Below are 24,370 nucleotides of genomic sequence, written 5' to 3'. Positions count from 1 at the left end.
CTGGCTTCCTGCTTAATCCTGTCTCGTCGGACTGGCTCGTAGTGCCGTCAGACCTTTTCCGGCACGACGTACGGCTTGCGGTACACGCGGGTCAGGTGCGCATCGGCCTCGGCGTCCTTGAGGAATTTTTCGTCCTTGCCGGAGAACTTCAACGACCGGCCGACGCGATACGAGATGTTGGCCAGATGGCAGAGGCTCGTTGACAGATGGCCTTCGACGATGTCGGCATGCAGCGTCTCGTCCTTACCCGAGCGCAGGGCGTCGATGAAGTTCGCCCAGTGATTGCCGACCCGTTCGGTCTCGCCGTCTTTCGATCCGGCGATCGGTTCCTTGCCGCGCTTGTGAAAGGCCTTCCAGGTGTTGCCGCTGATCTCGAGCCAGCCGTCGGTGCCGTAGAACAGATTGCCGACCTCCTGGCCCTTGCTGCCCTCGTGATTCGTGTACCGGCCGCGCGTTTCGAGTTCGATAAGCTTGCCGTCGCCGTAGGTGTACACGGCCGTCTGGGTGTTGGGTGTCTCCTGCGCGGTTTTGTCGTGCCCGTAGGTCTCGACGCCGCCGTACACTTTCGTGCCCGGCGTTTTCACGCTGTCGTCCTGACGGAAGCCGTAGATCCCGCCCGCCGAATACACGGACACCGGGTGGTCGTTCTTCGCCATGCCCCAGCGGGCGAGGTCGAGTTGATGCGGTCCGGTGTTGCCGGTGTCGCCATTGCCCGTGTCCCAATACCAGTGCCAGTTGTAGTGGCTCCGTTTTTCATTGTAGGGCCGCTGCGGCGCCGGCCCGAGCCACTGGTCGTAGTGAAATGCGGCGGGCGGCGTGCCATCCTTGGCCAGGCCGTAGGAGTCGCGCGCTTTGAAGCAAAGCGCGCGCGCCATGTAGAGTTCGCCGATGCTGCCACTATGGAGAAACGCGATCGCGTCGCGCACGTTGCGGGCGGAGCGATTGTTGAGGCCGACCTGCATGCGTCGCTGGTATTTCCGCGCGGCCTCGATCATCTTCCGGCCCTCCCAGATATTGTGCGAGGCGGGTTTCTCGACGTAGACGTGCTTGCCCGCCTGACACGCCCACACGGTTGCGAGCGCGTGCCAGTGGTTGGGCGTGACGATTGAGACGGCGTCGATCTCCTTCTGATCGAGGACGGCCCGCAGGTCCCAGTGCGTCGTGGGTTTGGCGCCGCTCTTCTGCTCGACCAGTTTCAACGCGGGCGCGAAGAGCTGCTCGTCGGTGTCGCACAGGGCGCGGATCTGGACGTTGTGGCTGTCCTTCAGGCCACACCAGCTGTTGAGATGCACCGTCCCCTGATTCCGGATACCGATGACCGCGACGTTGATCCGGTCGTTGGCGCCGCTGATGGCTGCGTAGGACTTGGCGCTGAAACCCATGCCGCCGATCGTGAGGCCGGCCGTGCCGATCATGCTTTGCTTGATGAAGTCTCTGCGGTTGGAGGTGCTCATGAGAAAACGGGAGAGGGGCGGGGCGTGACACGGACGTCATCGCTGCGGACGCGTCGCGGCGAGCCAACCGGTCCGCGGTGGCGGCGTCAACGGGCGAGTGCCCGCGCGGGTGACGCGGGGGCGGTGCAGGCCGCGCTCGCCAGCCGGCCCGCGAGGCGGCAGAACGGGCGCGGGCAGTCCGTCTTTCCTGCGGGGCTGCCGCTGTCCTTCTCGCGATTATCCGCCCGCGCCACCCCATGAACGTTTTTCCGCGTCTCTGCCTTGTCCTGCTGGCCGCCCGGTGTGCCGGTGCGGAACTGCCGCCGCTCGATCTCGGCGGCGTGCGCGAAACGCACGTCATGATCCCGATGCGCGACGGCACGCGGTTGTCGGCCTATGTGTATTCGCCGTCCGGGGACGGCCGCTGGCCGGTGATTTTCGAGCAGCGCTATGCGCCGGTCACGGGCACCGCTTCGCGGAGGGAGCTGGCGGCGCTCGCGGCGCACGGCTACGTCGCGGCGCGCGTCAACTTTCGCGGCTCCCAGGAGTCCGAGGGCGAGTGGCGCGGGTATCGCGCACTCGGGTGGGGTGGCCAGCAGGACGGCTACGATCTCGTGGAGTGGTTCGCGCGGCAGCCGTGGAGCAACGGCCGGATTGGGACGTTCGGCGGCTCCCAGGGCGGCTTTGCGCAGAACTTTCTCGCCGTCACGCAGCCGCCGCACCTGGTCTGTCAGTACATGACGGATACGGGCCTCAGCCTTTTCCACGAGGGCTACCGGCTCGGCGGGGCGGCGAAGCCCGAGCGGTTCAAGAAGATGGACGCCGTTGCCCGCGATCCGGCCGACAATCGCGCGCTGCTCGCGGAGTGGTTCCGCCATCCGCACTACGACGACTACTGGCGCGCGGAGGATTGCACGCTGCATTTTCCCCGCATGGATGTGCCGTGCTTCACGATTGGCAGCTGGTACGATTTCATGTCGGTCGGCTCGATCGAGAGCTTCATCGGCCGGCAGCACCGCGGCGGGGCGAACTCGCGGGGCCGGCAGCAACTCGTGCTCGGTCCGTGGCTCCACGGCGGGATTCCGAAATCCAATGTCATCGGGGAGATGAAGTATCCGGAAAATGCGCGCTTCGACACCGCCGCGCACCAGCTGCGCTGGTTCGATCACTTCCTCAAGGGCGTCGACAACGGCGTCGAACGGGAGCCGGCCGTGCGTTACTACGTCATGGGCGCGGTCGGCGAGCCCGGAGCGCCCGGCAATGTCTGGCGAACCGCGCCCGACTGGCCGGTCGCCGCGCAGCCGACGCCGTATTTCTTGCACGCGGGCGGAAGACTCGATCGGCGTGCTCCTGACGCGGAAACATCCACGACCGCCTACCGCAGTGATCCACGGCGCCCGATGGAGCTGCCGTTCGCGGCGTTTCCCGGCGCGCGCGACGCCCGGGCGTTCGAGGCGCAGGCGGAGGTGCGCACGTTCACGACCGAGCCACTCGTGGAGCCGGTGGAGTGGACGGGCCGGGTGCGGGCGGAGTTGTACGTCGCGTCGACGGCCCGCGACACGGACTTCATCGTGCGGGTGAGCGACGTCTATCCCGATGGCCGGAGCATCCTCATCATGGATTACGTGCGGCGGGCGCGGTACCGCGACAGCTGGGAGCAGGAGACGCTGCTGGAGCCGGGGCGGGTGTACCGCGTGGGGTTTGACGTCGGATCGCTCAGCCAGATTTTCAACCGCGGCCATCGGATCCGCATCACGGTCGCGAGCACCGGTGCGCCGTTCTACGAGCCGAATCCGCAGACCGGAGAGCCCATTGCGCCCGACCTGCCCGCCAACGCCGTGGCTGCGACCAACACAATCCACCACGAACGCGCCCGCGCCTCGCACGTGATCGCGCCCGTGGTGCGGTGAGGAGGCCGGGCCTCGTCGGCAGGGATGGCAGGCGAACATTTGCCGACACTTCAGCAGTGACCAGAGCGTGGTGGGCACGCGGGGTAGGCCGCGGTTCGTTGACGGTTGCTGCTGGCACGCCTGCCCGAAGCACGGCGCGCGTCCGAACAGCAATGCCGTCTCCCGGGTGGTCCCGTTCACCGCAAATCAAGCGCGAGATCGTTTCGTGAATCGCTCGCTCCGCGCCCTGGGCTGGGGCGCACTTCGTAATTGGAAACGCGAACTCATACCAATCGCTCTTTGCCTTGGGACTTTAGCCGTGGCTACGAGCGCCAGCGAGTGGCCGAACGACCACTCGCTGGCGCTCGTAGCCACGATCGATCCAGAAGTCCAAAAGCAAGGAGCGATTGGTATCACGCGGAGAACTGAGTTGCGCCTTCCTGTCCGACGATTCCGGCGACTTCATTGCCTGGCGGTGATTCCGCCGAAGTGCCCCCGGCATCGGCGGGCATCAACCGGTAGCCGGTCGCGTCTCACTCCGGCTCAATCCGCGTGCCGGGGGCCTTCGGCTCGGGAACGGACGGCTTCGGGGCCGGCAGGGGCTCCGCGATCGGCGCGTAGAGATCGGGGCGGGCGGCGACGAAACGGAACGCGAGGGTCACGATCACCACGATCACGGCCACGGTCACGGCGCGCGTTTCCCCCTGCCACAGGCTCGCGAGCCACGCTTCAAACTCGGCGAAGGCCACGTTTGCCTTGCCGCCCATCACCCGGAGCTCGTGCAGGTATTTTTTCGAAGTCAGCGGATTGCCGATGAGCGGATCGAACACCACGGGCTTCGCGGTGAGATAAACGATCAGGGCGGCTCCCCAGCCGGAAGCGAGGAGCAGGCCTGTGACTTGATTGATCGCGCGTGGACTCAACGGCGGCACGCTGTGGCCCGGCAACCGCCCCCTCAATGATTTTCACGGCGGTCGTGCGGCGCGCCGGGATGTAAACAGCGATCGACCTCGAGTATTCCCGCTTTCGAGCGTACGCTTGATGGTTGGTCAGTCACGCCCCTGCAACCCCCCGTCGCCATGAATCGTTTTACCCCACGCCTGGCCGCAATTGTTCTGCTGGTTCTGATCGTTTCCACGGGTTGCACGCACCCGTCGTCGCGGCGTCCGTCGGGCGTCGTTGCCAGCCCGCGGCCGGTGGCGTACGCGCTGGCTGTATCCGTGCAGGGCGGACTGCAGCCGTCGCCGGCACAATGGGCGGCCGTTCAGGCGCTGTTCGCGCGTGAACTCGCGGCGGTGGGCTGCGTGCTGGTGACCGATCTCGCGCTCGCGGATCGCATCCTCCGGGTGGATTTCATCCCGAGTCTCACCGATCCGGAGACCCGCGGGCACGCCGTCATCGTGAGCGTGCGCGCCAACCCGCTGCGCAATCTCACGCTCGGTTCCTCGCTGGTGCAGTCGGCCTCGTATCGCTATCCGACCAGCTTTGGCTTTGCCGGAGCCTTCACTGCCTACGGTGGATCCTGGAACGATCCTTACTACGGATTCGGCCATTCCTATTACGATGGCTACACGTACAGCACCCCGACGCTGAATCCGCGCACGCCGGTGCCGCCGTCACCGCCGCACCATCCGAATCATTCCCACCGCCCGGATCACGCCATGCCCACGCACCCTGGACGGCCGCACCCGCCGACGGATGGCACGTGCCCGCCGTTGCTCGCCTGGCGTCCGGCACGGAGCACGCCCGAGCCCGTCGCGTATGCCGCGACGGAGTCCTCCCGGCCGCTCTTTCCCGATGACATCCGCCGCGTCGGGCCCGACCGGAGCTTCGTGCGAACCGATCGGAGCGATCGGACCGAGCGCACGTATGCGCAGAGTAACCCGAACCCAAATGGTGCGGCTGCGACGGATACGTCGCGTTCGTGGGTGGGCCGGTTGTTTCACCGGTCGGACTCGGCCGATGCGAACCCGAATCAAGCGGCGGGTCGCACGGACCGCACGCGCTGGAACGGCGAGGGCAGCGATTCGAACCGTGATCGCAGCTACAATCGGACGGATTCCACGCGGCAGCATTCCGAGCGCACCTACAGCCATGGCGATTCCGGCCGGGGCAGCTCGGATCGTTCTTACGCTCGCAGCGACTCCGGTTCCTCGCGCTCCGAGTCGTCCCATTCGCACTCCTCGCGCAGTGAGACGGCCTCGTCATCCGCGTCTGCATCGTCGTATTCAGCTCCGTCCTACACGCCGCCGCCGTCGAGCAGCAGTTTCGATTCATCGTCCTCGGCCAGTTCCGCGTCTTCCTCCTACAGCACGGGCAGCACCTCGACCGTGACGTCGACGCCCGCGAATACGGCTGAGCGGTGAAGGGGCGGGCGGAAGAAGTGAGGAGTTGAGCGTTGAGAGCTGGGAGTTGAGAGAAAAATACGTCAGCCTGCACAGCGGTGCCGGTTGACGTCGCCGATCGTCGTCGGATCGATCCCTCAACCCTGAGCTCTCAACGCTCAACTCCCCCCATCACGTTTCACCACCCACCTCCGCCAGCTCCAGACGATCGTGGGGCGAATCGAAGGTCATGATCGGCTCCGCGGGGGTCGCGGCAGCCGGTGCGGCGACGGCCGCGGGCGCGGCGTCCCAGGTCAGAATTGCCGCCTGTGATTCCATCTCCACGGCGCAGGTCGCGATGGTGCGGGCGGCGGCGGGAGTTTCGGCGGCGATGGCGTCGAGTTGCGCCAGGGCGTCGCTGAGGCCGGAAAGTTGCTGACGGGTGTCGTCGATCAGCTCGCGGATGCGTGCGAAGACCGTCGCGAAGTCGCCCTTGTCGGCGATACGGGTGGTTTCCACCGCGCCGTACAATTGCGCGACCTGTAGTTCCATCATGTGGCGGCCGAGGTCGCGGGCGGTGGGATTCATTTCCCGCGTGCTCTTCTCAAGATCGCTCAGGGCCTCGCTCGCCTGCTGCAGCGACTGGCGGAAGACCTGTTGCAGAGTCTTGATCGACGTGGACGACGACTGTTGCTGCGTGGCGCTTGCATCGGCGCGGATGAGCTCGTGCAGAAAGCCGAGGATCATCTCGATTTGGAGCCGGCCGGCGGCGAGATTGAAGATCACGGAGCGCAGCCGATCCGAAACGGTGCGGATGCCGGTCGTGAGCGTGGCGACGGCGGCGGCGACGTGCGACGACGCGTTGCCCATGTAGTGCGAGACCACGCCGAGGCTCTGGGCTTTCGCGCCGGCGCGCGCCGACGCGAGCGAGGCGTTCATGGCGGCAAGGCGCAGCTCGCTCGTGAGGTTGTCGACAAAGGTGGCCTTCCCCTCGAGCGCCTTCTGGAGTGCCACGAATTCATCGAGGCGGAGAAAGAGTCCGCTGAGCTGCGTGTAGGCAGCCTCGCCGCGCCGATAGAGCGCGCGCAACGGCGCCTGGTTGCCGGCGCCGCGGATCGCGTCGGGGAGCGTCTGCACCGTCGCCACGCCCAGCCCCGCGAGCACGGCGTCGCGCCGCTTGAGTTCATCGCAGAGCAGGTCGCGCATGAAGCCGTCGTAGTCGGCGTAGCCGTGCGTGCGCACCGCCGCCAGGAGCAAGGCCGCCGACGCATCCATCGCGGCGTCGGCGGTGGCCCCTTGCGCGAGTTGCCGCTCCTCTTCCGCGAGCATGTCGGCGTAGATCCCGACCAGGAGGCCCACGAGCTTGGGCGAGGGCTTGAAACGGATCGAAAGGTAACCGCCTGGCGCTGGCGCAAACAGCGCGACCACCCAGTAGTAACAGCCGTCGCGGGCCAGGTTCTTCACGACCGCCGCCGGGCGTTTCGACTGCTTGAGATAATCCCACACCAATCGGAAGGCCGCACGCGGCATGTCGGGATGGCGGATGAGGTTGTGAGCGCGCCCCATGATCTCGCCGACGCCATACCCGCTGATGCGAGTGAACACCTCGTTCCCGGCGGTAATGACCCCGCGGCTGTCCGTCGTGGAAAAAAACATCTCATTCGCGCGAAATTCACGGGGAAGATCGCGTGGAACCACTTTCGGAGTCTTCATGTTGCGGCGTTCGTCCTGCATTCGGCCTGCGGACGGCAGAAGTGTAGGAAAAATCCTACGCATTTCTTGACCAAAAGATGCTCAGTCAGAAACCAAGAACCAGGGAGGTGCTCCCGAATCGCGCCGACGGTTCATTTTCGTCGGGGTTTGACGCCAGCGGTTTTAGGCGGCCCCTTGCACCAGCGGCGCTTCACCCTGAAGCGAATCACTCACCATGCCAAACGACACCCCGACCCCCACCAAGGCCTTTGCCGCCGCGCACGTCGCTTCGATCGCTGATCTCGTCGGCTACCAGGATGGGGCCGTCGTGAGTCGCGTCATCGTGAAGAAGCCGACGGGCAACATCACGCTCTTTGCCTTCGATCAGGATCAAGGCCTGAGCGAGCATACCGCGCCGTTCGACGCGCTCGTGCAGATGGTGGAAGGCGAGGCGGAAATCGCCATCGCCGGGCAGCCTCACCGCGTGCGTGGCGGAGAAATGATTCTCCTGCCGGCGAACCAGCCGCACGCGCTCCGGGCGGTGACGCGCTACAAGATGGTGCTGACGATGATTCGCTCCTGAGGGCGGCGCCGGTGCCGAGGCCGCAACGCTTCGCCGGTGCGCCCGTGGCGTCAGCGCGCGGAACCAAAGACCGCGATGATCATGCCGAGGCGCTGCGCTTCCACGCGCGCGTGATGGCCCGTGGCGCGCTCGGCGAGCCGCGGGAAATCGAGACCTTGCAACCGACGATCCGTCGACGCGAGGAGATCGAGCGCCGCCCAGAGTGAGCGTTTGCCGAGAATGCCGAGTGCCAGCATCTCGAGCCCTTCGAACACGCCGAGCGCAAGATTCTCCTCGCGCCGCAGTTTGAAGCCCGCGGCTTTCTCAGCGATCCACCCCACGGTCTCCTTGAACGGATGCGTTTCCCCGCCGATCCGATCGATGATGCCGCGCAGCGTGACGCGATCCTCCTCGATCTCGCGGTGCAGATCGGCGGCAAGCCGGCCGAGCGGTTCGTCGCGATACGTGGTGCGCCAGCCGTCGAGGAGTTCGACGGCGAAGTTCGACCCGGTGAGGTGATCGTGAAGATAAATGGTGAGGGGATCGTTCATGGGAAATATTTTCGCGGACGCCGGCGCGGGCGGATGACGGTCGGGACCGCCGTGCCGAATGCACGGCGGGTGCGATGCCGGAGATAGTTCCGTCTGCACCGTCGCGGTTCGGCTCCCGCCCGCAGATTGCCGAAGAATCCGCCGCAGGCCTGATTTCCGAGGGATCGTCGGTGACGCGCGAACGACTCGGGTAAACTGTGGTCAGTCGCTGCACCTGCCGGCGCCGGGTACTATTTCAACTGGCTCGGCGTGTTCGCGAACTACTCGCAGAACATCCTGCCGCCGAATGCGGGCTCGCAGCCATATCTGAGCGGCGCGCGACCGGCGCCGGAAAAGGGCGAGGGCTATGATTACGGCCTTCGCGTTTCCACCGGTGACGGCAAGTACTACGCCACGCTCAGCCGCTACGACAGCAAGTCCGAGGGCCGCAACGTGGAGAACCCCGTCGACGTCCGCGGGCTGTGGCAGAAGTACAATATCGCCCGCAGCGTGAACGCCGACTCCGGCCTGGGCAGTGCGGCTTATTCGGATACGACCTCGCTCGAGGTCTCCGGCTATGAGTTCGAGCGCACCGCCAATCCGCTGCGTAATCTGCGCATCCAAGCGAGCTACGGTCTGCCCGGCGCCACGGTGATCGACTTCTATCCGCTGACCCGTGCCCACGTGGCGAAAAATCTGGCGGCCTGGACCACGCAGGCGGGCAGCACCGCCAATCCGACGCAGGCCGCCGATCTGCGCAACGCGATCGCCTCCGTGCAGGACAAGCTGACGCAGTCCGTCGAAGGCTCGCCGCAACAGGGCTCGGTTGATTATACCGCGAGCATTTTCGCCACCTACACGTTCGATCGCGAACGACTGAAGGGCTGGTCGATCGGCGCGGGCGCGGCGTTCACCGGGCGGTCGTATCAGGCGATCTATGACGGCGTGGAGTATCACGGCAACTCCGTGCGCAACATTCACGGCGTGCTGGCCTACGAGACCACGATCGGCCGCGCCCAGGCGCGGTTCGCGCTCAACGTCGAAAACATCTCCGACGAGGACGAGCCGATCGTGACCGGCTATCACTGGGGTTATGCGGACTCGTCGGGCCGACATATCCGTGACGGCTATTATTTCCAATCACCCCGCACCTTCCGCCTGAGTGCGCGGTTTACGTTCCAAGCTCTCTCCCCGCTTAAGCAGGGTCCGCCAATGACGCGAATCGCCGCGAGTGTTCAGGGTGGGGGCCGTGGAGTTACCGCCGCATCGGGCTCATGTTGGAGGAATCGGAGAACGACCGCGTCGCCTCCATCTTCCGCTCAGGCCGGACGGCGGCGCGACGCGAACGCGACGATCTGCCGGAGCCGCTGGCCGATGTCCTCGGCGCGGGCAATGAGTTCGTCGGCTTCGGGTGCCGCCAGGCGCGCGCGGCATTGGCGGCGCCACAGATCGAGCCAGGCTTCGAAGTGCTGTTCCTCGAGCCCGAGCGGGACGTGTTTCATCGGCATGGCGCCGCTATAAAGCACGGGGCCGCCGGTCGCGCCCGACCAGAAGTCGGCGATCTTTTCGAGATGCGCCGGCCAGTCGCCGATCTGCCGCGCGAAAATCGGCCCGATGACGTCGTGCTGCCGGACGTCCGCGTAGAAATAGCGCAGCAACTCCAGCAGCGGGGCGCGGCCGCCGATGCGGTCAAAAAGCGAGTGCGGGCGGGCGGGAGCGGTCATCGGAAGAAGCTACGGGTGAATCGGTGGAGTGCCAAACGGGAGCGGCGAGTTTACCGGATCGAGTTCCGACGCGCCTTGTCGGCCGTCAAGGCCTGCACTCAATCGTCGATCTCCGGCATGGCGCAATCCGGACTGGCGTACTCCGGCCGCGCGGCGGCAGGCGGGCATCTCGAACGGTCTCGTCCGTCTCTCCGCAGGCGTGGAGACACTCGAGGATCTCGTCGCGGACTTGGATCAGGCGCTGCCGGCGGAGGCGAACGCGAGCGAGCGCGCCGTCTCTCGTCGTCAGCGGATGCGCGCTTTCCGGGCCGATCGTGTGCTGGCGACGGGCGTGGCGACGACCTCGGGTTGCGTCGCCTGGCGCAGCAGACCGACGAGGCGCGGGCCGACCGATTGCAGTTCGTCGCGATGCGCGCGGTAGAGTTTTTCCAGCACGGCGAGTCCCCGGGCGGTGAGCGTCACGTGCACGCGGCGGCGATCTTCCTTCGACGTCGTGCGCCGCAACAGGCGCAACGTCTCCATGCGATCGACGAGCCCGACGGCGCTGTGATGCGCGACCTGCATTTGTTCGGCGAGCTCGCCCATCGTGACCCAGTTGCGCCCCGGAAAGCCCTCGATGGCGAGCAGCGCCTGGTATTGCTGCGGCGTCGCGCCGTGGCCGAGGGCCGCGGTCTCGCTGAAACCGAAAAACTTCCGCAGCGTGTAACGAAACTCGGCCAGCAGTTCGTAGTCGTCCTTCGTAAGCGGGCGGGCGGTGGACGACGGACGAGGCATGCGAATCGAAAACCGGTCCGGCATCGCTTTGGCAAGCGGCAAGCACGGCCGGCTGGGAAGCGCGCCCCGCAACGCAATCGCCGGTTGACGCCCTGCGGGGGCGCGGCTGTCGTTCCGCGTTGTGAACGCCCCACTCACTTCGCCCCGGATGTTTGCACTCGTGATGTTGGCCGCCGGGCTGGCCGCTGGTTCGCTCGAGGCGCAGGAATGGTCGCGCTTCCGCGGCCCCAACGGCACCGGGTTGAGCGAGGCGAAGACCGTGCCGGTGAGTTGGACCGAGGCTGACTTCAATTGGAAAACCACGCTGCCGGGCGCGGGGCATTCGTCGCCGGTGCTGTGGGGTTCGCGAATTTTCCTGCAGGTGGCGCAGGGCGGCGAGGTCGCGGTCGTGTGCCTTGACGAGCGCGACGGGCGCATCCTGTGGCGCAAAGGCTATCCGCAGGGCAGCTATCATCTGCACAAGTTCAGCTCCTTTGCGTCGTCGACGTGCGCGCTGGACGCCGAGCGGGTGTATTTCATCCGGCAGGACGGCAATCGGATGTTTCTCTGCGCGCTGCAGCAGACGGGCGAGCCGGCGTGGGAGTACCCGCTGGGCGAATTCGAGTCGCAGCATGGCAGCGGACACTCGCCGATTGTTTTCGGCGATCTCGTCATTGTAGCGGCCGACCAGGATCAGGCCGGTGCGATCGTCGCGGTGGAACGCAAGACCGGTAAACTGGCGTGGTCGATTCCGCGGGCGCGCGGCGATGCCGATTATTCCGTGCCGTGCGTGCTGGAGCAGGCCGGCAAGCCGCCGTTGCTGATTTTCAACACCAAGGACGACGGCATCGGGGCCGTGGATCCATCCGCGGGCAAGGTGGTGTGGTCGACGGCCCCGCGCGTGCTCACGATGCGCAGCATCAGTTCGCCGGTGGTGGCGGCGGGCCTGACGTTCGCTTCGTGCGGCAGCGGCGGTGGCGGGCATTATCTTATCGCGGTGCAGCCGCCCGCGGACGGCACGGGCCAGGCCGTCGTGAAGTACGATGTGCGCAAGGCCGCGCCGTATGTGCCGACGCCGATCGCGTATGGCGGCCTGCTGTTTCTGTGGAGCGATGCCGGCATCGTGACCTGCCTCGATCCGGCTACGGGCGCGGTGAAGTGGCAGGAGCGCGCCGGAGGAAACTATTTCGCGTCGCCGGTCTGCGTCGACGGCCGGCTGTATGGGGTTTCGGATACGGGCAAAGTCGCGGTGATTGCCGCGGCGGATACGTTTCAGGTGCTCGCCAACAATGAACTCGGCGAGCTGTCACGCGCGACGCCGGCAGTCGCGAACGGGAAGATCTATTTCCGCACCACCGGCCACGTGATGAGTCTGGGTGGGACGAAGAAGCCGTGATCGGTGGGACGAAGCTGACTGGACCTGGGACCGCGACCGCCCCCGGTCGCTATATTTCCGGGCGACCGGGGGCGGTCGCGGTCCCAAGTCGGTCGCCGTCCTGACCTAAATCCTACTTCAACGATCCCAGCCACGCCACGAGGTCGAGCAGTTGCTGCTCGGTCATGGTGCGTTCCAGGCCGGGCGGCATGAGGCTGGTGGGGGAGAGGCTCTGCGCCACGATCTGCGGGTGGGGAATCGGCTTCTCCTCCCCGGCCGGATCGACCAACACGAGGGCGGCGGCGGTTTCGCGTTTGACGGTGCCGGTGTGCGTCTGGCGATCGGCGGTCTCGACGATGTGCGTTTCGAAATCCCGCGCGATGGTCGCGCTGGGAAACAGAATCGACTCCAGCAGATCGCGCGCGCTGCGGATCTGGCCGATGCGGCTCAAGTCGGGCCCGAGCACGCGGCCGAGCTCGCCGGCCTTGTGGCACGCGACACACGTGCTGGTGGCAAACACGGCCTGTCCCGCCGCGACGCGGCCCTGGCCGGATTTCGTGGTGAGGGTTTCGAGCAGACGCTTTTTCGCATCCTTCTCCTCGGTGGCAGCGCGCACGGCGGGCATGAGGATCTGCTCATAAAGTTCCGCCGGCATCCCGCTGAACGCCGATCGCACCGCACTCTCCTCGATGGCGCCGAAAACGGGCGAGCGGGCGAGCGCCTCCGCCCAGATGCGGCCGGTCGCGGGGTCGGCCCTGCGCGCAATCTTCAGCAACTCCGCCAACTCCACCGGGCCCGTGGTGGCGACCACCGGCGCGAGCTCCACCTGTTGCGCGACGGAAAGCTTCGAGCGCGACAGCAGTCGCGCGGCCTCGGTGCGGGCCGACGGTGAGGCGTCGCTGCGGGAAACCGCGAGCAGCAAGGCAAACGCATCGGCGCCCATCGGCTGGCCCGCGCGGAAGGACGCGCCCAGGGCCTTGAGCCGGATCGGTTGCGCGCGCTGTTCATCGCGCACGAGCGCCAGGAGCGGTTGATCGAAGTCTGGCGACGGGACTCGCGCGATGGCGTCGAGCAGCAGCGGCAGGTCCGCCTGTTCCTTCGCCGCGGCGATCTGCCGTAGACTTTCCGTGAGCGGCGCGATCCACGCCGTCGTGCGCAGCGGGCCCGACTGACGGGCAAGCACTCGCCACGCGGTTTGCCGCGCCGCCTGAGCCGGATGCCGCAGCAAGGAAGTGATCAACGCCTGGGCTGGCGGCTCGGCGAGATGACTGCCGGTAAGCTCGGCGAGGAGTGCGAGCGTGGCCGGCGCGACGGTCGGCGCCGCGAGTTGGGCGGTGAGATCTGCGGCCAGGACATCCAGGGCGCGCGGGTTGCGGGCCACGACCGCCGCGGCGGCCGCTGCCAGGCTGGCGTCGGGGGAACCGACGTGCGTGCGGGCAATCTCGAGCAGCGCGCGCTGCGTGGCGTCGTCGGCGCTCGTCTGCTCGACAATTCGCAGCAGCCGGCGGATCGCCGCCGGCACGGAGGCGGCGCGCACCGTTTCGAGGTCGAAGCAACGCGTGGCCAGCGCGGCGAACATCGCCGCGTGTTCCAGCGCCGGATCGAGCGCTTCACCGAGCATCGCGAGCAGAGCGCGGCGCTGGCTGGCATCGATGCGCTTCGCGGCCGCGATGGTTTCGAGCGCGCGCCGACGGGCTGGCGGAGGCGTGCTGGCACCGAGGAGCGCAGCGTTGGCCCCGACCGCAGGTGCGGCCTTGGCCACCAGCGCCGCGGCGCGCGTGCTGACTTTCCAGCGCGCGTCGTTCGTCAAGGCCTGCGTGGCCGCCGGCGTGAGTTGATCCCAAGCAATCTCCCGGCCGTACGGATCGGCCAGGCGCGGGGCGTCCTTCTTGCGCACGCGATAGATCGCGCCGCGTAGATCCGGTTTTTCAATCATGCTCGCGGGGCAGCCGATCCGAAACCAGCCGCCGGTATCGAGCACGAGCAGCGAACCGTCGGCGTCTTCGATCACATCGGTGAGATGGACGTTCGGATCGTGAATCTTGAGGAACTCGTGTGTCGTCGCGGTGAACGTCGCGCCGGCGGGAACGAGTTTCGTGCGCACGAGTTTCTGCGTGTTGAAGAACGTGACGAACATGTCGCCGCGCCACGCCGGGTTCAGCGCGCCGGAACGATAGAACGAGCAGCCGGACACGGCGACGTGGCCGTAGTTGTGGACGACCGGCATGGTGTCGAGCGTGCGCGGCAGCGCGGCGATGGCGGCGATCTGATCGGGCCGCTCGTAGGCGCCGCCGAGCTGCCAGTGAATGAGCGTGTCGCCGCGCGGCTGGTTGTAGTACAGGTTGACCACGCCGAAGAGATCGCCCTCCGGCGTGAAATCGACCTCGACGGGATTGTCCATGCAACCGAGCGCGTGCCATTGCACGTCGCTGCCGTCGGTGCGGCAGGACCAGACGCCCGAGGCCTTGCCCTCGTGGACGAGCGTGCCGTCCTGCTGCACGACCTTGTGACCTTTGCGGCCATGACACCAGTACAGCCGGCCGTTCAATGGATGGAGGAACGGGCCGTGCACGTCGGCCGCGTTGCCGTCGTATTCAAAACCGCTCACGATCATCGTGCGCTGGTCAGCGACGCCGTCGCCGTTGGTATCGGTGAGTTTCCAGATCCCGGGCGGCGAGGCGACGTAGAGGGAGCCGTCGACCCAGCAGGCACCTTGGGGAAACGTCATCTTGTCGGCGAAGACGGTGACTTTGTCGTAGACTTGGTCGCCGTCGGTGTCCTCGAGCATCAGCACGCGATGCGGCAGTTCCTTCTCCAACTGTGCGGGCCGCCAGTTCACGCCGGCGGAGTCGCCGACGAAGAGCCGGCCGCGATCGTCGAGGCAGCCCATGATCGGATGCTTCACGAGCGGTGGCGCGGCGGCGACGATGAGCTCCATGCCTTCCGGCAGATCAGCCTTCGGCGGCGGCGTGGTCGCGCCGCAGGCGACGGCGGCGAAGGTGACGAGGCCGAGCAAGGCGGAGAGACGTGGACGGATCATGAGAAGAGGCGGCTTCGTTTCATACGCGTTCGGTGAATCTTTCAACTGGTGATATGACGTCGACGCAGGAAGTGAGCGCGGCGATGTCGACGTGGGACGCCGGTGGGATTTCTTCAGCCGGGCGAATGCGGTCACCCGTTCAGAAGCGTCCGCTCAAGCCGACGGTGACGGTGGTGAAATTGCTGATCGTGCTCTGCATCTGGTCGGGGATGCCGCGGTAGAGTTTCTGCGGCACGCTGAAGGGATTCGCGACGTCGAAGGTGACGCTCACGCCCTGGCGCAGGCGGTATTCCACGCCGGCGTTTACGCTCGTGCGCGAGAAGCGGTACAGATTCCGGCCGACGCTCGCGGCTGTGTAACTCGAGATGTAGTCACCGGTGTAGTTGACGAGCAGGCGCGTGCTGAAGGCGCGGTAGCGCCACGCCAGACTGACGTTGCCGGTCCGCGGAATGAACCCGGCGACCTGGCCGCTGCCGAGATTGGCCGCACCGCCGAAATCGCCGTGCGTATCGAGCACGGTCAGGTTGGCGGAGAAACTCAGGCCCTTCAACGCGCCGGGCAGGAACGTCAGCTGTTGCTGGTAGCTCGCTTCCCAGCCCTGCACGAAGGCCGTGCCGGCGTTGGCCGTGGTCAGGCGGGTGAAGCCGGCGTATTCGCCGTTGTAGCCGTTGTCGGTGCCGGTGCCCACGGTGCCGACGTTGATGCCGCTGACGATGAAGTCGGTGATCTTCTTGTGGAACCAGCCGATCGAGAGATTGCCCACCGGCTCGAAATAGTAATCGAGGGTGGCGTCCCAGCTCGATCCCACCTGGGGCAGCAGCGCGGGATTGTTGATCGTCAGGGTCTGCGCAGTCGCGTTGAAGGTTTCGTTGGGCAGCGCGTTGCTCAACGACGGGCGACCGAAGCTCGTGGACCAGCTGAGCCGGGCCTTGATGTTGGGCGTGAGGTCGTGGGTCAGGTGCACGCTGGGAAACGATTTCGTGTAGCCGCCGTTGATTTCGCGCCGGGTGCCGGCGTAGTCGCGTTTGGCGGCGCCCACGGGATCGGCCAGTTGTTCGGCGGTGGAGCTCGGCACGCGGGCGCGCACCCAGCCCCAGCTTTCGTTATCCGTCTTTTCGGTCCGCACGCCGGTGAGAAAACCGGTGTGGCCCAGCAGGCCTTCGCGGCCCAGCCGGCCTTGGGCCATGATGTAGCCGGCGGTGACGGCCTCGGTCACGGCGCGCGTGCCGGTGTACTGCACGGTCTCGTGGTAATACCGGTCTTCGGCCCAGAGCGCGGGGTTCACCGGATTGCCGTCCTTGATGAAGGTGTCCGTCTGCCACTGCGGAATCCGCCGGCCGGTCTTGGTCGAGTCGAAAGTAACGAGGCCCGCGTCGGGCGCGAGCGGGCCGGTGCCGATGTAGCTCCAGCGGCGGGATTGATTCCAACTCGAGACGGTCTGTTCGCGCCAATTGAAACCGGTCTTCAGGAACAGCGGCATCGGCGTGGGCAATGCGTAGCGGGCGTTGCCGCGGACTTCGCGAATTTTGTGCAGGCTGCCGTCGTTTCGGTCGTTGAGGCCGTTGGGCGCGGGCCGGTAGTTGGCCGGGTCGTTGAAATCGGGACCTTCGGTCTGGGTGAAACGCGGGTAGAGGTCGGACTGGGTTCGGTCGAGAATCCAGCCGACGTTGTTGATGCGCATGATGAGCTGGCCGTCGTGCTTGCGCGTGGAAAGGACGCGCGCGTCGCTGAAATTGGCGCCGTAATCGAGCTGCAGGTGGCCAAACTCGTGCTCGGCGCTGGCACCCGCGTTGCGCAGACGCTGGTTCCAGCCCTTGTACATCGCGCTGGTCTGATCGATGGTTGAACCCGGGGCGGCGCGGACCTGCGTGATGCGATTCGTATAACCGGGCAGGATACCGGCGGTGCCGGTCGTGCCGACGGTCTGCGTGGTGTAGGCGCGGGTCTCGTAGCGGCGCTCGAAGGGCTCGTCGTTGTTGCTGGCCTGCGCGGTCACGGTGAATTTCGTCGAGGGCGAAAGCCGGTATTCCGCCTTGATGTTCCCGCTGGTCTGCTTGCGGTTGTTGAAGATGTCCTGCGTGCGATAGTCCCACAGGTACGCCGGCTGCGTGGTGGTGTTCTGAAAATCGCGCGTCGAGCGGAACATGCCGGCGACGTTTTCGCTGTAGAATGTATTGACGACGACGCCGAGGTTTCGCTCGCCGCCGAGGACGCTGAAGATCTCCTGGTAGCCGACGTTGAACAACGGATGGAAGCGATGCGCTTCGCGGAGCGGAATCTGTTCCGTGAACGAGGGTGCCAGCCGGCCCGCGAAACTGTAGGTGATCCGGCGCTTGTCCGCCATGTTGAGCGCCGAGCGGGTCTTGAGGTTGAGGGTGCCGCCCATCGACTCGGCACCCTTGTCGGGCGTGTGGCCCTTGATCAGTTCGACCTGATGGAACAGCGCGCCGGTCAGGATGCTCATCGGAAAATTCCGCCCCATGCCGCCCTCGCTCGCCATGATGGTGTTGTCGGCGGTCGTCGAGTTGAGGCCCGGGCCCATGCCGCGGATGACGAGGCTCGTGACATTGCCCTCGGCGTCCAGGTTGCCCGCGACGCCGGGGAGCCGGATGGCGACTTCGCCGGGACTCCGGTTGGGCAGATTGCCGAACGAATCCATGGCGACGATGTTCTTCACGTTGTCAGCGTTGCGCTGGGCGGTGATGGCTGCGGCCGCGCCCTCGCGATCGCCCGTGACCTTGAACTCGCGCAGCTTGTAGATGCCGGTGGTGAGATCGAAATTGCGCACGGTGCGGCGATCCGCGGTGACCGTCACCTGACTGCGCACGGGATCGAGCCCGATGTAGGACGCGAGGACCTCGTGGGTCCCGGCCGGCACCTCTGCCAGCACGAATCGACCGGAGGGATCGGTGAGCGCCGACAACCCCAACGCCGGCACTTCGATCCGCGCGCCTTCGAGGAGATTGCCGGTGGCGGTGTTGCTCACGGCGCCCGAGATCACGCCCGTCGCGGCGGCGGCGGAGAGCGGCAGGAGGGCAAGCGCGAGGGCGCTCAACCATGCCCGTGGTCGCACCGGTCGCAGGGTCGTGACGTCGGCGCGGAAGAACCATCTGTGCTTGGGAGCAATGCGAGCGTTCATGGGTGATGTGGTTTTGGCTGCGATCGAAAGGGGTGCGACCGGACGCCGGGCGGACGAAAAAGAGCAGGGGGCGAGAGCGAAAATCAGAGCAGCTGTTGTGCCCGACCACCGCGGGCGAAAGGTGAGGCGCGACGATCGAAGTTCACTCCACCGTCGATTCCGCGATGCGCTGACGATACACGGTTCGCGCGTGCGCGTAGGCGTCCCGGGCATCCTGCAGCTCGGCCGGCTTGATGAACCTTTCCTTCTGCGACCAGCATTGGTCGACGCCCTTGAGGCACCACTCGGCGCTGCGGCGTGACGCGCGGATCGGTTTGTCGCCGACGACCACGAAGATCGGGTTCGTGTGCGACGAGGGCAGGATGCGCAACGCGACCCAACTGCTGCGCTCGATGGCCGCGTCGAAGGCGACGTCCTGAATGCGGCCGTCGGCGGGGATGTTTTTCTTCGCGACCGGATAACCGTTGACGATCAATTCCACCGCGACTTCGCGTGAGTCCCCGACGCGTGCACGCTCGACGTCCCAGTACGGTTTCTGGTTGGGCCGGCGCTGTTTCATTTCCGGATCCGGCGTGGAGTTCAGGTACGCGGCGACGCGGGCCGACGCGCGGATTTTTCCCGGCAGGGCGAGACGGAGTTCGCTGTCGGCCTCGCCCATCCGGATCGTCGTCGCGCTGCTCGCCGCCTGGAACTCGAGCAGGTGGCTCTTGCCGTCGCCGACGTAATTGCGGCCCGCGCGAATGCCGTCGCACCAATCCTCATACGTCCACTTCTCCGGCAACTTCACGTAGCTCCGGCCGAGGCCCACGCGCTCGCCGTAGATGCAGGGAAAATCCGTCTCGCCGCTGATGCGGGTGCGGAAGCCGACGTTCAGCGTGTGGTACCAGATGTTCAGTTCCCACAGGTACGGCGTGTCCACGGTCGAGATGAAATCCACGGCGGGCACGAGCTGGCCGTCGGGGCCGGGGACGAGATGCGTGACGTCGACGATGTACTCGTTGGCACCAATGCCGTTGAACGGTGGCACGATGTAGTTCGGCAGCGTGTTCGCCGCGAGGTTGATCTCGCCGGAGTTCTTGCTGTTGGCATTCGCATTCGATCCGGGTGCGACCGGCTGCAGGCCCCAGCCGGAGTGCGCGGGGCCGACGACGGCGCCCTGCTTTTTCGCCCAGCGCAGCGTGTTGAGGCCGAGCGTCGGCCAGTGCGTGCTCGAATCGCCGCCGGGATACATCTGATCCTTCAACCGCAGCAGGCAGAGGTGGCCGCTCTGGTGCGAGCCAAAGCCGCTCACTTCGATGTCGTAGCGCAGGATGTAGGGAAACGTGGATACAGCGTCCTCCTTGCCGGTGAAAAATTGCTTCTGGTAGTCGAAGCACGGCCCCCACGTGAGATTGGCGCCGACCTTCAGGTCCTCGCCGAGGCAGTGGCGCATCATGTCGGGCGCGTGCACGCCCTCCGTCGGATTGGTGTAGTGGGAGCAGCCCGCGGCGTGGATGTGATGATCGCCGGAGATCCAGCCGAGTTTCGCGGGATCGATCCAGCGCTCGACCTTGAAGTCCCAGCGCGACGTCTGCGCGTCGACGGTGAGCGTGCGTTGCAGCGGCACGGACTCCGGGCCGCGTTGAAACGCGACGGTGTAGGTGCCTGCGGGCAGCTTGAGCGTTTCGCCGTCTGCGCGATAGATCTGCGGATGAAATGCAAAGTCGGGCGCGAGCCGCTTGGCCTGCGACGGGTACACGCGTTGCAGCGCATCGCGAATGACAAAAGCCGCTGTCGTCGGCCGGTTGTTTTCATCGCGGACGCCCAGCATGATCTCGCGCGCGGGGAGGCAGCGGAAGAGCAGATCGACCTCGTTGCGAAAACCGATGTCCTGCGTGCCCTGGCCGACGTCGAAGGAGAATTTCGCCTCGCGCCGGCCGGCATCGCGGCTGTGCAGCTGGATGATCCGGTACTCGACCTCGAGCCCGCTGAGCGCCGACCGCAATGGCTGCGCGTCAAACATCTGCAGCTCGAGCCAGCGGTTCGGGACGTCGCCGGCGGGCGAGTTGAACAGGCGCTGGGCGTTCGGACTCGTCGCGTGGAGCGCCGCGGTCGTGCCGGCCTCGTTGTGCACCTTGACGAGAAACTGCCGCCAGCCCTGTTCGTTGAGCTCCGGCGCGGCGGGCCCCGCGGTGACTTTCACGCGCATCTCCGGATTGATGTTCACGAAGAACAGGCAGTGACGATCCAGGATCTGCTGCAGCGCGGCGACGGATGCGGGTTCGCCGGCGGGGAGGGCGGCGAGCGCCCGGCGGTCTGCGTCGGGCAGCGGCGCGCCCTGAGACTCGAGCGCTTCGATCACGCGTTTCACCTGCGCGGTGAGCGGTTGCCAGGCGACGTTCTCGATGACGGGCACGCTGACGGTGGCGGCCGGAAGCGTCGCGGCGCACAGGCACGCGGCGACGACCAACAGGCGGAGCGGGGTTTTCACGTGGGGACGGAAGAACGGCGGGCGACAGTCGAGTTGAAGACGAAAACGCGAAGGTGGAAAGATCACGATCGTGCGGTGCGTCGCACTTCCGTGCGGCTGGGTGAGTGTGGCGGTGCGCTCCGGCCAGGGCGGGCGGCGTGCTTTGTCCGTGATCTCGGCGGCAAGCGGGTTTAGTTCGTTTCGGTCCCATGAAACTCCGCTTCCGACCCTACACGCTGGAACTGAAACACGCGTTCACGATCGCCACGAGTTCGCGCACGACGACGCCCGCGATGCTGGTCGAGGTGGAGCGGGACGGCGTGATCGGTTACGGCGAGGCGGCGATGCCACCTTACCTCGGCGAGTCGCAGGACTCGGCGTCGGCGTTTTTCCGCCGCGTGGATCTCACGCGCATCGAAGATCCCTTCAACCTCGAGGAAATCATTCCCGCGATCGACGCGCTGGCGCCGGGCAACACGGCGGCGAAGGCGGCCGTGGACATCGCGCTGCATGACTGGGTCGGCCGGAAGATCGGCGCGCCGCTGTACCGGCTGTGGGGACTCAATGCGGCGAAGGCGCCGGTGACGTCGTTCACGATCGGCATCGATACGGACGAGATCGTGCGACAGAAAACGCGCGAAGCCGCCATCTACAAAATCATCAAGGTGAAGCTCGGTCGCGACAACGACCAGGCGATGATCGAGGCCATTCGGCAAGAGACCGACAAGCCGATCACCGTGGACGCCAACCAGGGCTGGAAGACGCGCGACGAGGCGCTGCGCAGGATCGAGTGGCTTGCGGCGCGGGGCGTGGTGTTCATTGAGCAGCCGATGCCAAAGGAGCAGATCGATGACACCGCATGGCTGCGCGAGCGCAGTCCGCTGCCGTTGATCGCCGACGAAAGCGTGCAGCGGCTCGACGATGTGTTGCGCGCGCGGGGCGTGTTCGACGGCATCAACATCAAGCTGATGAAGTGCACCGGGCTGCGGGAGGCGCACAAGATGATCGTGCTCGCGCGTGCGCTCGGGCTGAAGGTCATGCTCGGTTGCATGACCGAGACGTCCTGCGCCATTTCCGCGGCGGCGCAGCTGTCGCCACTGGTGGACTGGGCGGATCTCGACGGCGCCGTGCTGATCGGAAACGACTGTTTCGACGGCGCGACGATCGTCGACGGCCGGATCACACTCCCGGATCGGCCGGGCATCGGCGTGATTCCGCGCTAGGTCCGTCCCCGCCTGCGAGCGCCCTCGAATCACGCGAACCGCCGCGAATTTCAGCGCAGCGGATGGGTTGTTCTGCTCAACGGGCGATTCGTCGCTGGGTTCTGCCGCAAGGCCTCTGATGGCTTATTTCGCCCGGTTCGCGTGATTCGCGGGTGGTCGACCGGCGCAAGCAGGTTTACTTGGGCCTTATCGCCTGACTCACATCACCTTCTTCCACGCGGGTTGCCCGGGCTTTGCCGTTTACTCCTGGCGGGGCGTCCGCAGGGTCTCCGTGATGAAAAAACGCAATCCGGCCAAGCCTCTTGCGGAGAACAAGCACTTGCTGAAATGGGTCGAGAAGATGTCCGACCTCTGCAAGCCCGATGCGATCCACTGGGTCGACGGTTCCCAGGAGGAATACGATGCGTTGTGCGCGCAGATGGTGCGGAGCGGCACCTTCACCAAGCTGAACGAGAAACTCTGGCCGGGTTGTTATTATGCGCGCAGCGACGCCACCGATGTAGCGCGCGTCGAGGATCGCACCTACATCTGTTCGTATTCCAAGGACGCGGCGGGCCCGACGAACAATTGGGTCAATCCGTACGAGATGCGCAGCAAGCTGAAGCATCTGTTCCGCGGGTGCATGGCGGGCCGCACGATGTATGTGTTGCCGTACAGCATGGGACCGATCGGATCGCCGATGTCGCAGATCGGCGTCCAACTCACCGACTCCCCGTATGTCGTCGTCAACATGCGCATCATGGCGCGGATCGGGCTGCCGGTCTTTGAGCAGATCGATCGGGCCGAAAAGCGCGTCGTGCCCTGCATGCATTCGGTCGGCGCGCCGTTGAAGCCGGGACAGAAGGACGTCGCCTGGCCGTGCAACAAGGAGAAGTACATCGTGCACTTCCCGGAAACGCGCGAGATCTGGAGCTATGGCTCGGGCTACGGCGGCAACGCGCTGCTTGGCAAAAAGTGTTTCGCGCTGCGCATCGCCTCCAACATGGCGCGCGACGAGGGCTGGATGGCCGAGCACATGCTGATCCTCGGCGTCGAGGATCCGAAGGGTGCGAAGACCTATGTCGCGGCGGCGTTCCCGAGCGCGTGCGGCAAGACGAACTTCGCGATGATGATTCCGCCGGCTTCGTTCCAGAAGAAGGGATGGAAGGTGTGGACCGTCGGCGACGACATCGCGTGGATCCGCCCGGATGCGAACGGCCGCCTGCGCGCGATCAATCCCGAGGCCGGCTTCTTCGGCGTCGCGCCCGGAACGTCGAACGCGACGAACCCGAACGCGATGGCCTCGCTCGCGAAAAACACGATCTTCACGAACGTCGCGCTCACGCCCGAGGGTGGCGTGTGGTGGGAGGGCATGACCGAGACGCCGCCGCCGCAGCTGACCGACTGGCAGGGCAATCCGTGGACGCCGGAAATCGCCAAGACCACCGGCGCCAAGGCGGCCCACGCGAACGCGCGTTTCACCGCGCCCGCGTCGCAGTGCCCGACGATCGATCCCGCCTGGGAGGATCCGGCGGGCGTGCCGATCAGCGCGTTCATCTTCGGCGGCCGCCGGGCGACGACGATGCCGTTGGTGTTCCAAGCCTTCAACTGGAGCACCGGCGTGTACATCGGGGCCACGATGGGATCGGAGATGACCGCCGCGGCGGCCGGCACGATTGGCAAGGTGCGCCGCGACCCGATGGCGATGCTGCCCTTCTGCGGCTACCACATGGGCGATTACTTCCGGCACTGGATCACGATGCAGAAGCGGCTGAGCGAAGTGCCGCGCGTTTTCCATGTGAACTGGTTCCGCAAGGGCGCGGACGGCAAGTTCCTCTGGCCGGGCTTTGGCGAGAACATGCGCGTCCTCAAGTGGATCGTCGATCGCGCGCGCGGTCGGGCGCTGGCCAAGGAAACGCCGATTGGCTGGGTGCCGCATTACGACGACATCGACTGGACCGGGCTCAAATTCTCCGAGGAGAAATTCGACGAACTCCAGCGCTTCGACCGGGCGCTGTGGCGCGCGGAGGTCATCGGCCACGAGGAACTGTTCCTCGATTTGCACGACCATCTCCCGAAGGAAATGGTGTACGAGCGTGAGCTGCTGATTTGCCGGATGTAGGCCGGCAGCGGTGGTGGCGAAGCGGCCTCGTGGGGTAAATCCCCACGAAGCCGGGCTTTGCGGTCCGCGCGGCGCGAATCGCGCGGGGCCTGGGGTGTAGGAAAATTCTTACGGATCACGCTCACGTTTCGCGAGG

General features: G+C 66.1%; 15 protein-coding genes and 1 pseudogene. 7 read left to right on the top strand and 9 right to left on the bottom strand.

The window, feature by feature from the left end; genetic code table 11:
* Positions 1–47: 47 nt before the first annotated feature.
* On the bottom strand, positions 48–1,454 hold the full coding sequence (locus ACLJEU_RS25435) for a Gfo/Idh/MocA family protein (RefSeq protein ID WP_414661195.1): 1,407 nt from the start codon (positions 1,452–1,454) through the stop codon (positions 48–50).
* Between the two features lie 236 nt (positions 1,455–1,690).
* Here ACLJEU_RS25435 and ACLJEU_RS25430 point away from each other — a divergent pair, with 236 nt between their 5' ends.
* Complete coding sequence (locus ACLJEU_RS25430; RefSeq protein WP_414661196.1) at positions 1,691–3,343, top strand: CocE/NonD family hydrolase; 1,653 nt, start codon at positions 1,691–1,693, stop codon at positions 3,341–3,343.
* Between the two features lie 512 nt (positions 3,344–3,855).
* On the opposite strand, the gene ACLJEU_RS25425 is transcribed toward ACLJEU_RS25430, so the two are convergent.
* The gene (locus ACLJEU_RS25425) at positions 3,856–4,245 is read right to left on the bottom strand and encodes a hypothetical protein (RefSeq protein WP_414661197.1); all 390 of its coding nucleotides are present in this window, start codon (positions 4,243–4,245) and stop codon (positions 3,856–3,858) included.
* A gap of 156 nt (positions 4,246–4,401) precedes the next feature.
* Here ACLJEU_RS25425 and ACLJEU_RS25420 point away from each other — a divergent pair, with 156 nt between their 5' ends.
* Positions 4,402–5,688, top strand: coding sequence for a hypothetical protein (locus ACLJEU_RS25420; RefSeq protein ID WP_414661198.1), 1,287 nt, complete (start codon positions 4,402–4,404; stop codon positions 5,686–5,688).
* Positions 5,689–5,838: 150 nt separating this feature from the next.
* Here ACLJEU_RS25420 and ACLJEU_RS25415 read toward each other — a convergent pair whose 3' ends face one another.
* The gene (locus tag ACLJEU_RS25415) at positions 5,839–7,359 is read right to left on the bottom strand and encodes a PAS domain-containing protein (RefSeq protein ID WP_414661199.1); all 1,521 of its coding nucleotides are present in this window, start codon (positions 7,357–7,359) and stop codon (positions 5,839–5,841) included.
* 214 nt (positions 7,360–7,573) lie between these two features.
* Here ACLJEU_RS25415 and ACLJEU_RS25410 point away from each other — a divergent pair, with 214 nt between their 5' ends.
* Positions 7,574–7,921, top strand: a complete 348-nt coding sequence (locus ACLJEU_RS25410) for a cupin domain-containing protein (protein WP_414661200.1) — start codon at positions 7,574–7,576, stop codon at positions 7,919–7,921.
* 50 nt (positions 7,922–7,971) lie between these two features.
* Here the strand turns inward: ACLJEU_RS25410 and ACLJEU_RS25405 are convergent, their stop codons facing one another.
* Positions 7,972–8,451 carry a hypothetical protein gene (locus ACLJEU_RS25405; RefSeq protein WP_414661201.1) on the bottom strand — a complete coding sequence of 160 codons (480 nt, stop codon included), beginning with the start codon at positions 8,449–8,451 and terminating at the stop codon, positions 7,972–7,974.
* Between the two features lie 1,298 nt (positions 8,452–9,749).
* Positions 9,750–10,154 (bottom strand): truncated hemoglobin, encoded by a 405-nt coding sequence (locus tag ACLJEU_RS25400; protein ID WP_414661202.1) that lies wholly within the window; start codon positions 10,152–10,154, stop codon positions 9,750–9,752.
* A 28-nt stretch (positions 10,155–10,182) separates the two neighbouring features.
* Here ACLJEU_RS25400 and ACLJEU_RS25395 point away from each other — a divergent pair.
* A pseudogene (locus ACLJEU_RS25395) lies at positions 10,183–10,386 on the top strand (hypothetical protein); the annotation flags it as partial.
* Positions 10,387–10,439: 53 nt separating this feature from the next.
* Here the strand turns inward: ACLJEU_RS25395 and ACLJEU_RS25390 are convergent.
* Positions 10,440–10,928 carry a MarR family winged helix-turn-helix transcriptional regulator gene (locus ACLJEU_RS25390; RefSeq protein WP_414661203.1) on the bottom strand — a complete coding sequence of 163 codons (489 nt, stop codon included), beginning with the start codon at positions 10,926–10,928 and terminating at the stop codon, positions 10,440–10,442.
* Positions 10,929–11,076: 148 nt separating this feature from the next.
* Here ACLJEU_RS25390 and ACLJEU_RS25385 point away from each other — a divergent pair, with 148 nt between their 5' ends.
* Positions 11,077–12,303, top strand: coding sequence for an outer membrane protein assembly factor BamB family protein (locus ACLJEU_RS25385; protein WP_457795317.1), 1,227 nt, complete (start codon positions 11,077–11,079; stop codon positions 12,301–12,303).
* 112 nt (positions 12,304–12,415) lie between these two features.
* Here the strand turns inward: ACLJEU_RS25385 and ACLJEU_RS25380 are convergent, their stop codons facing one another.
* The 3 genes from ACLJEU_RS25380 to ACLJEU_RS25370 form a co-directional block, all read right to left on the bottom strand.
* Positions 12,416–15,322 (bottom strand): PVC-type heme-binding CxxCH protein, encoded by a 2,907-nt coding sequence (locus tag ACLJEU_RS25380; RefSeq protein ID WP_414661205.1) that lies wholly within the window; start codon positions 15,320–15,322, stop codon positions 12,416–12,418.
* 139 nt (positions 15,323–15,461) lie between these two features.
* Positions 15,462–18,461 (bottom strand): TonB-dependent receptor, encoded by a 3,000-nt coding sequence (locus ACLJEU_RS25375; protein ID WP_414661206.1) that lies wholly within the window; start codon positions 18,459–18,461, stop codon positions 15,462–15,464.
* Positions 18,462–18,603: 142 nt separating this feature from the next.
* Positions 18,604–20,931: a CehA/McbA family metallohydrolase gene (locus tag ACLJEU_RS25370; RefSeq protein WP_414661207.1), complete on the bottom strand. Its 2,328-nt coding sequence runs from the start codon at positions 20,929–20,931 to the stop codon at positions 18,604–18,606.
* A 188-nt stretch (positions 20,932–21,119) separates the two neighbouring features.
* On the opposite strand from ACLJEU_RS25370, the gene ACLJEU_RS25365 reads away from it, so the two are divergent.
* Together ACLJEU_RS25365 and ACLJEU_RS25360 are read left to right on the top strand one after the other, a co-directional pair.
* Entirely contained in the window at positions 21,120–22,133 is a 1,014-nt protein-coding gene (locus ACLJEU_RS25365; RefSeq protein ID WP_414661208.1) for a dipeptide epimerase, read from the top strand.
* Between the two features lie 274 nt (positions 22,134–22,407).
* Positions 22,408–24,234 (top strand): phosphoenolpyruvate carboxykinase (GTP), encoded by a 1,827-nt coding sequence (locus ACLJEU_RS25360; RefSeq protein ID WP_414661209.1) that lies wholly within the window; start codon positions 22,408–22,410, stop codon positions 24,232–24,234.
* Positions 24,235–24,370 lie beyond the last annotated feature (136 nt).

Source organism: Terrisphaera buseokensis (assembly GCF_047521145.2).
In the GTDB taxonomy this organism is placed as follows: Bacteria; Verrucomicrobiota; Verrucomicrobiia; order Opitutales; family Opitutaceae; genus ER46.
The sequence above is the reverse complement of the archived record's forward strand: the minus strand, read 5'-3'. Positions and strand labels throughout refer to the sequence as shown.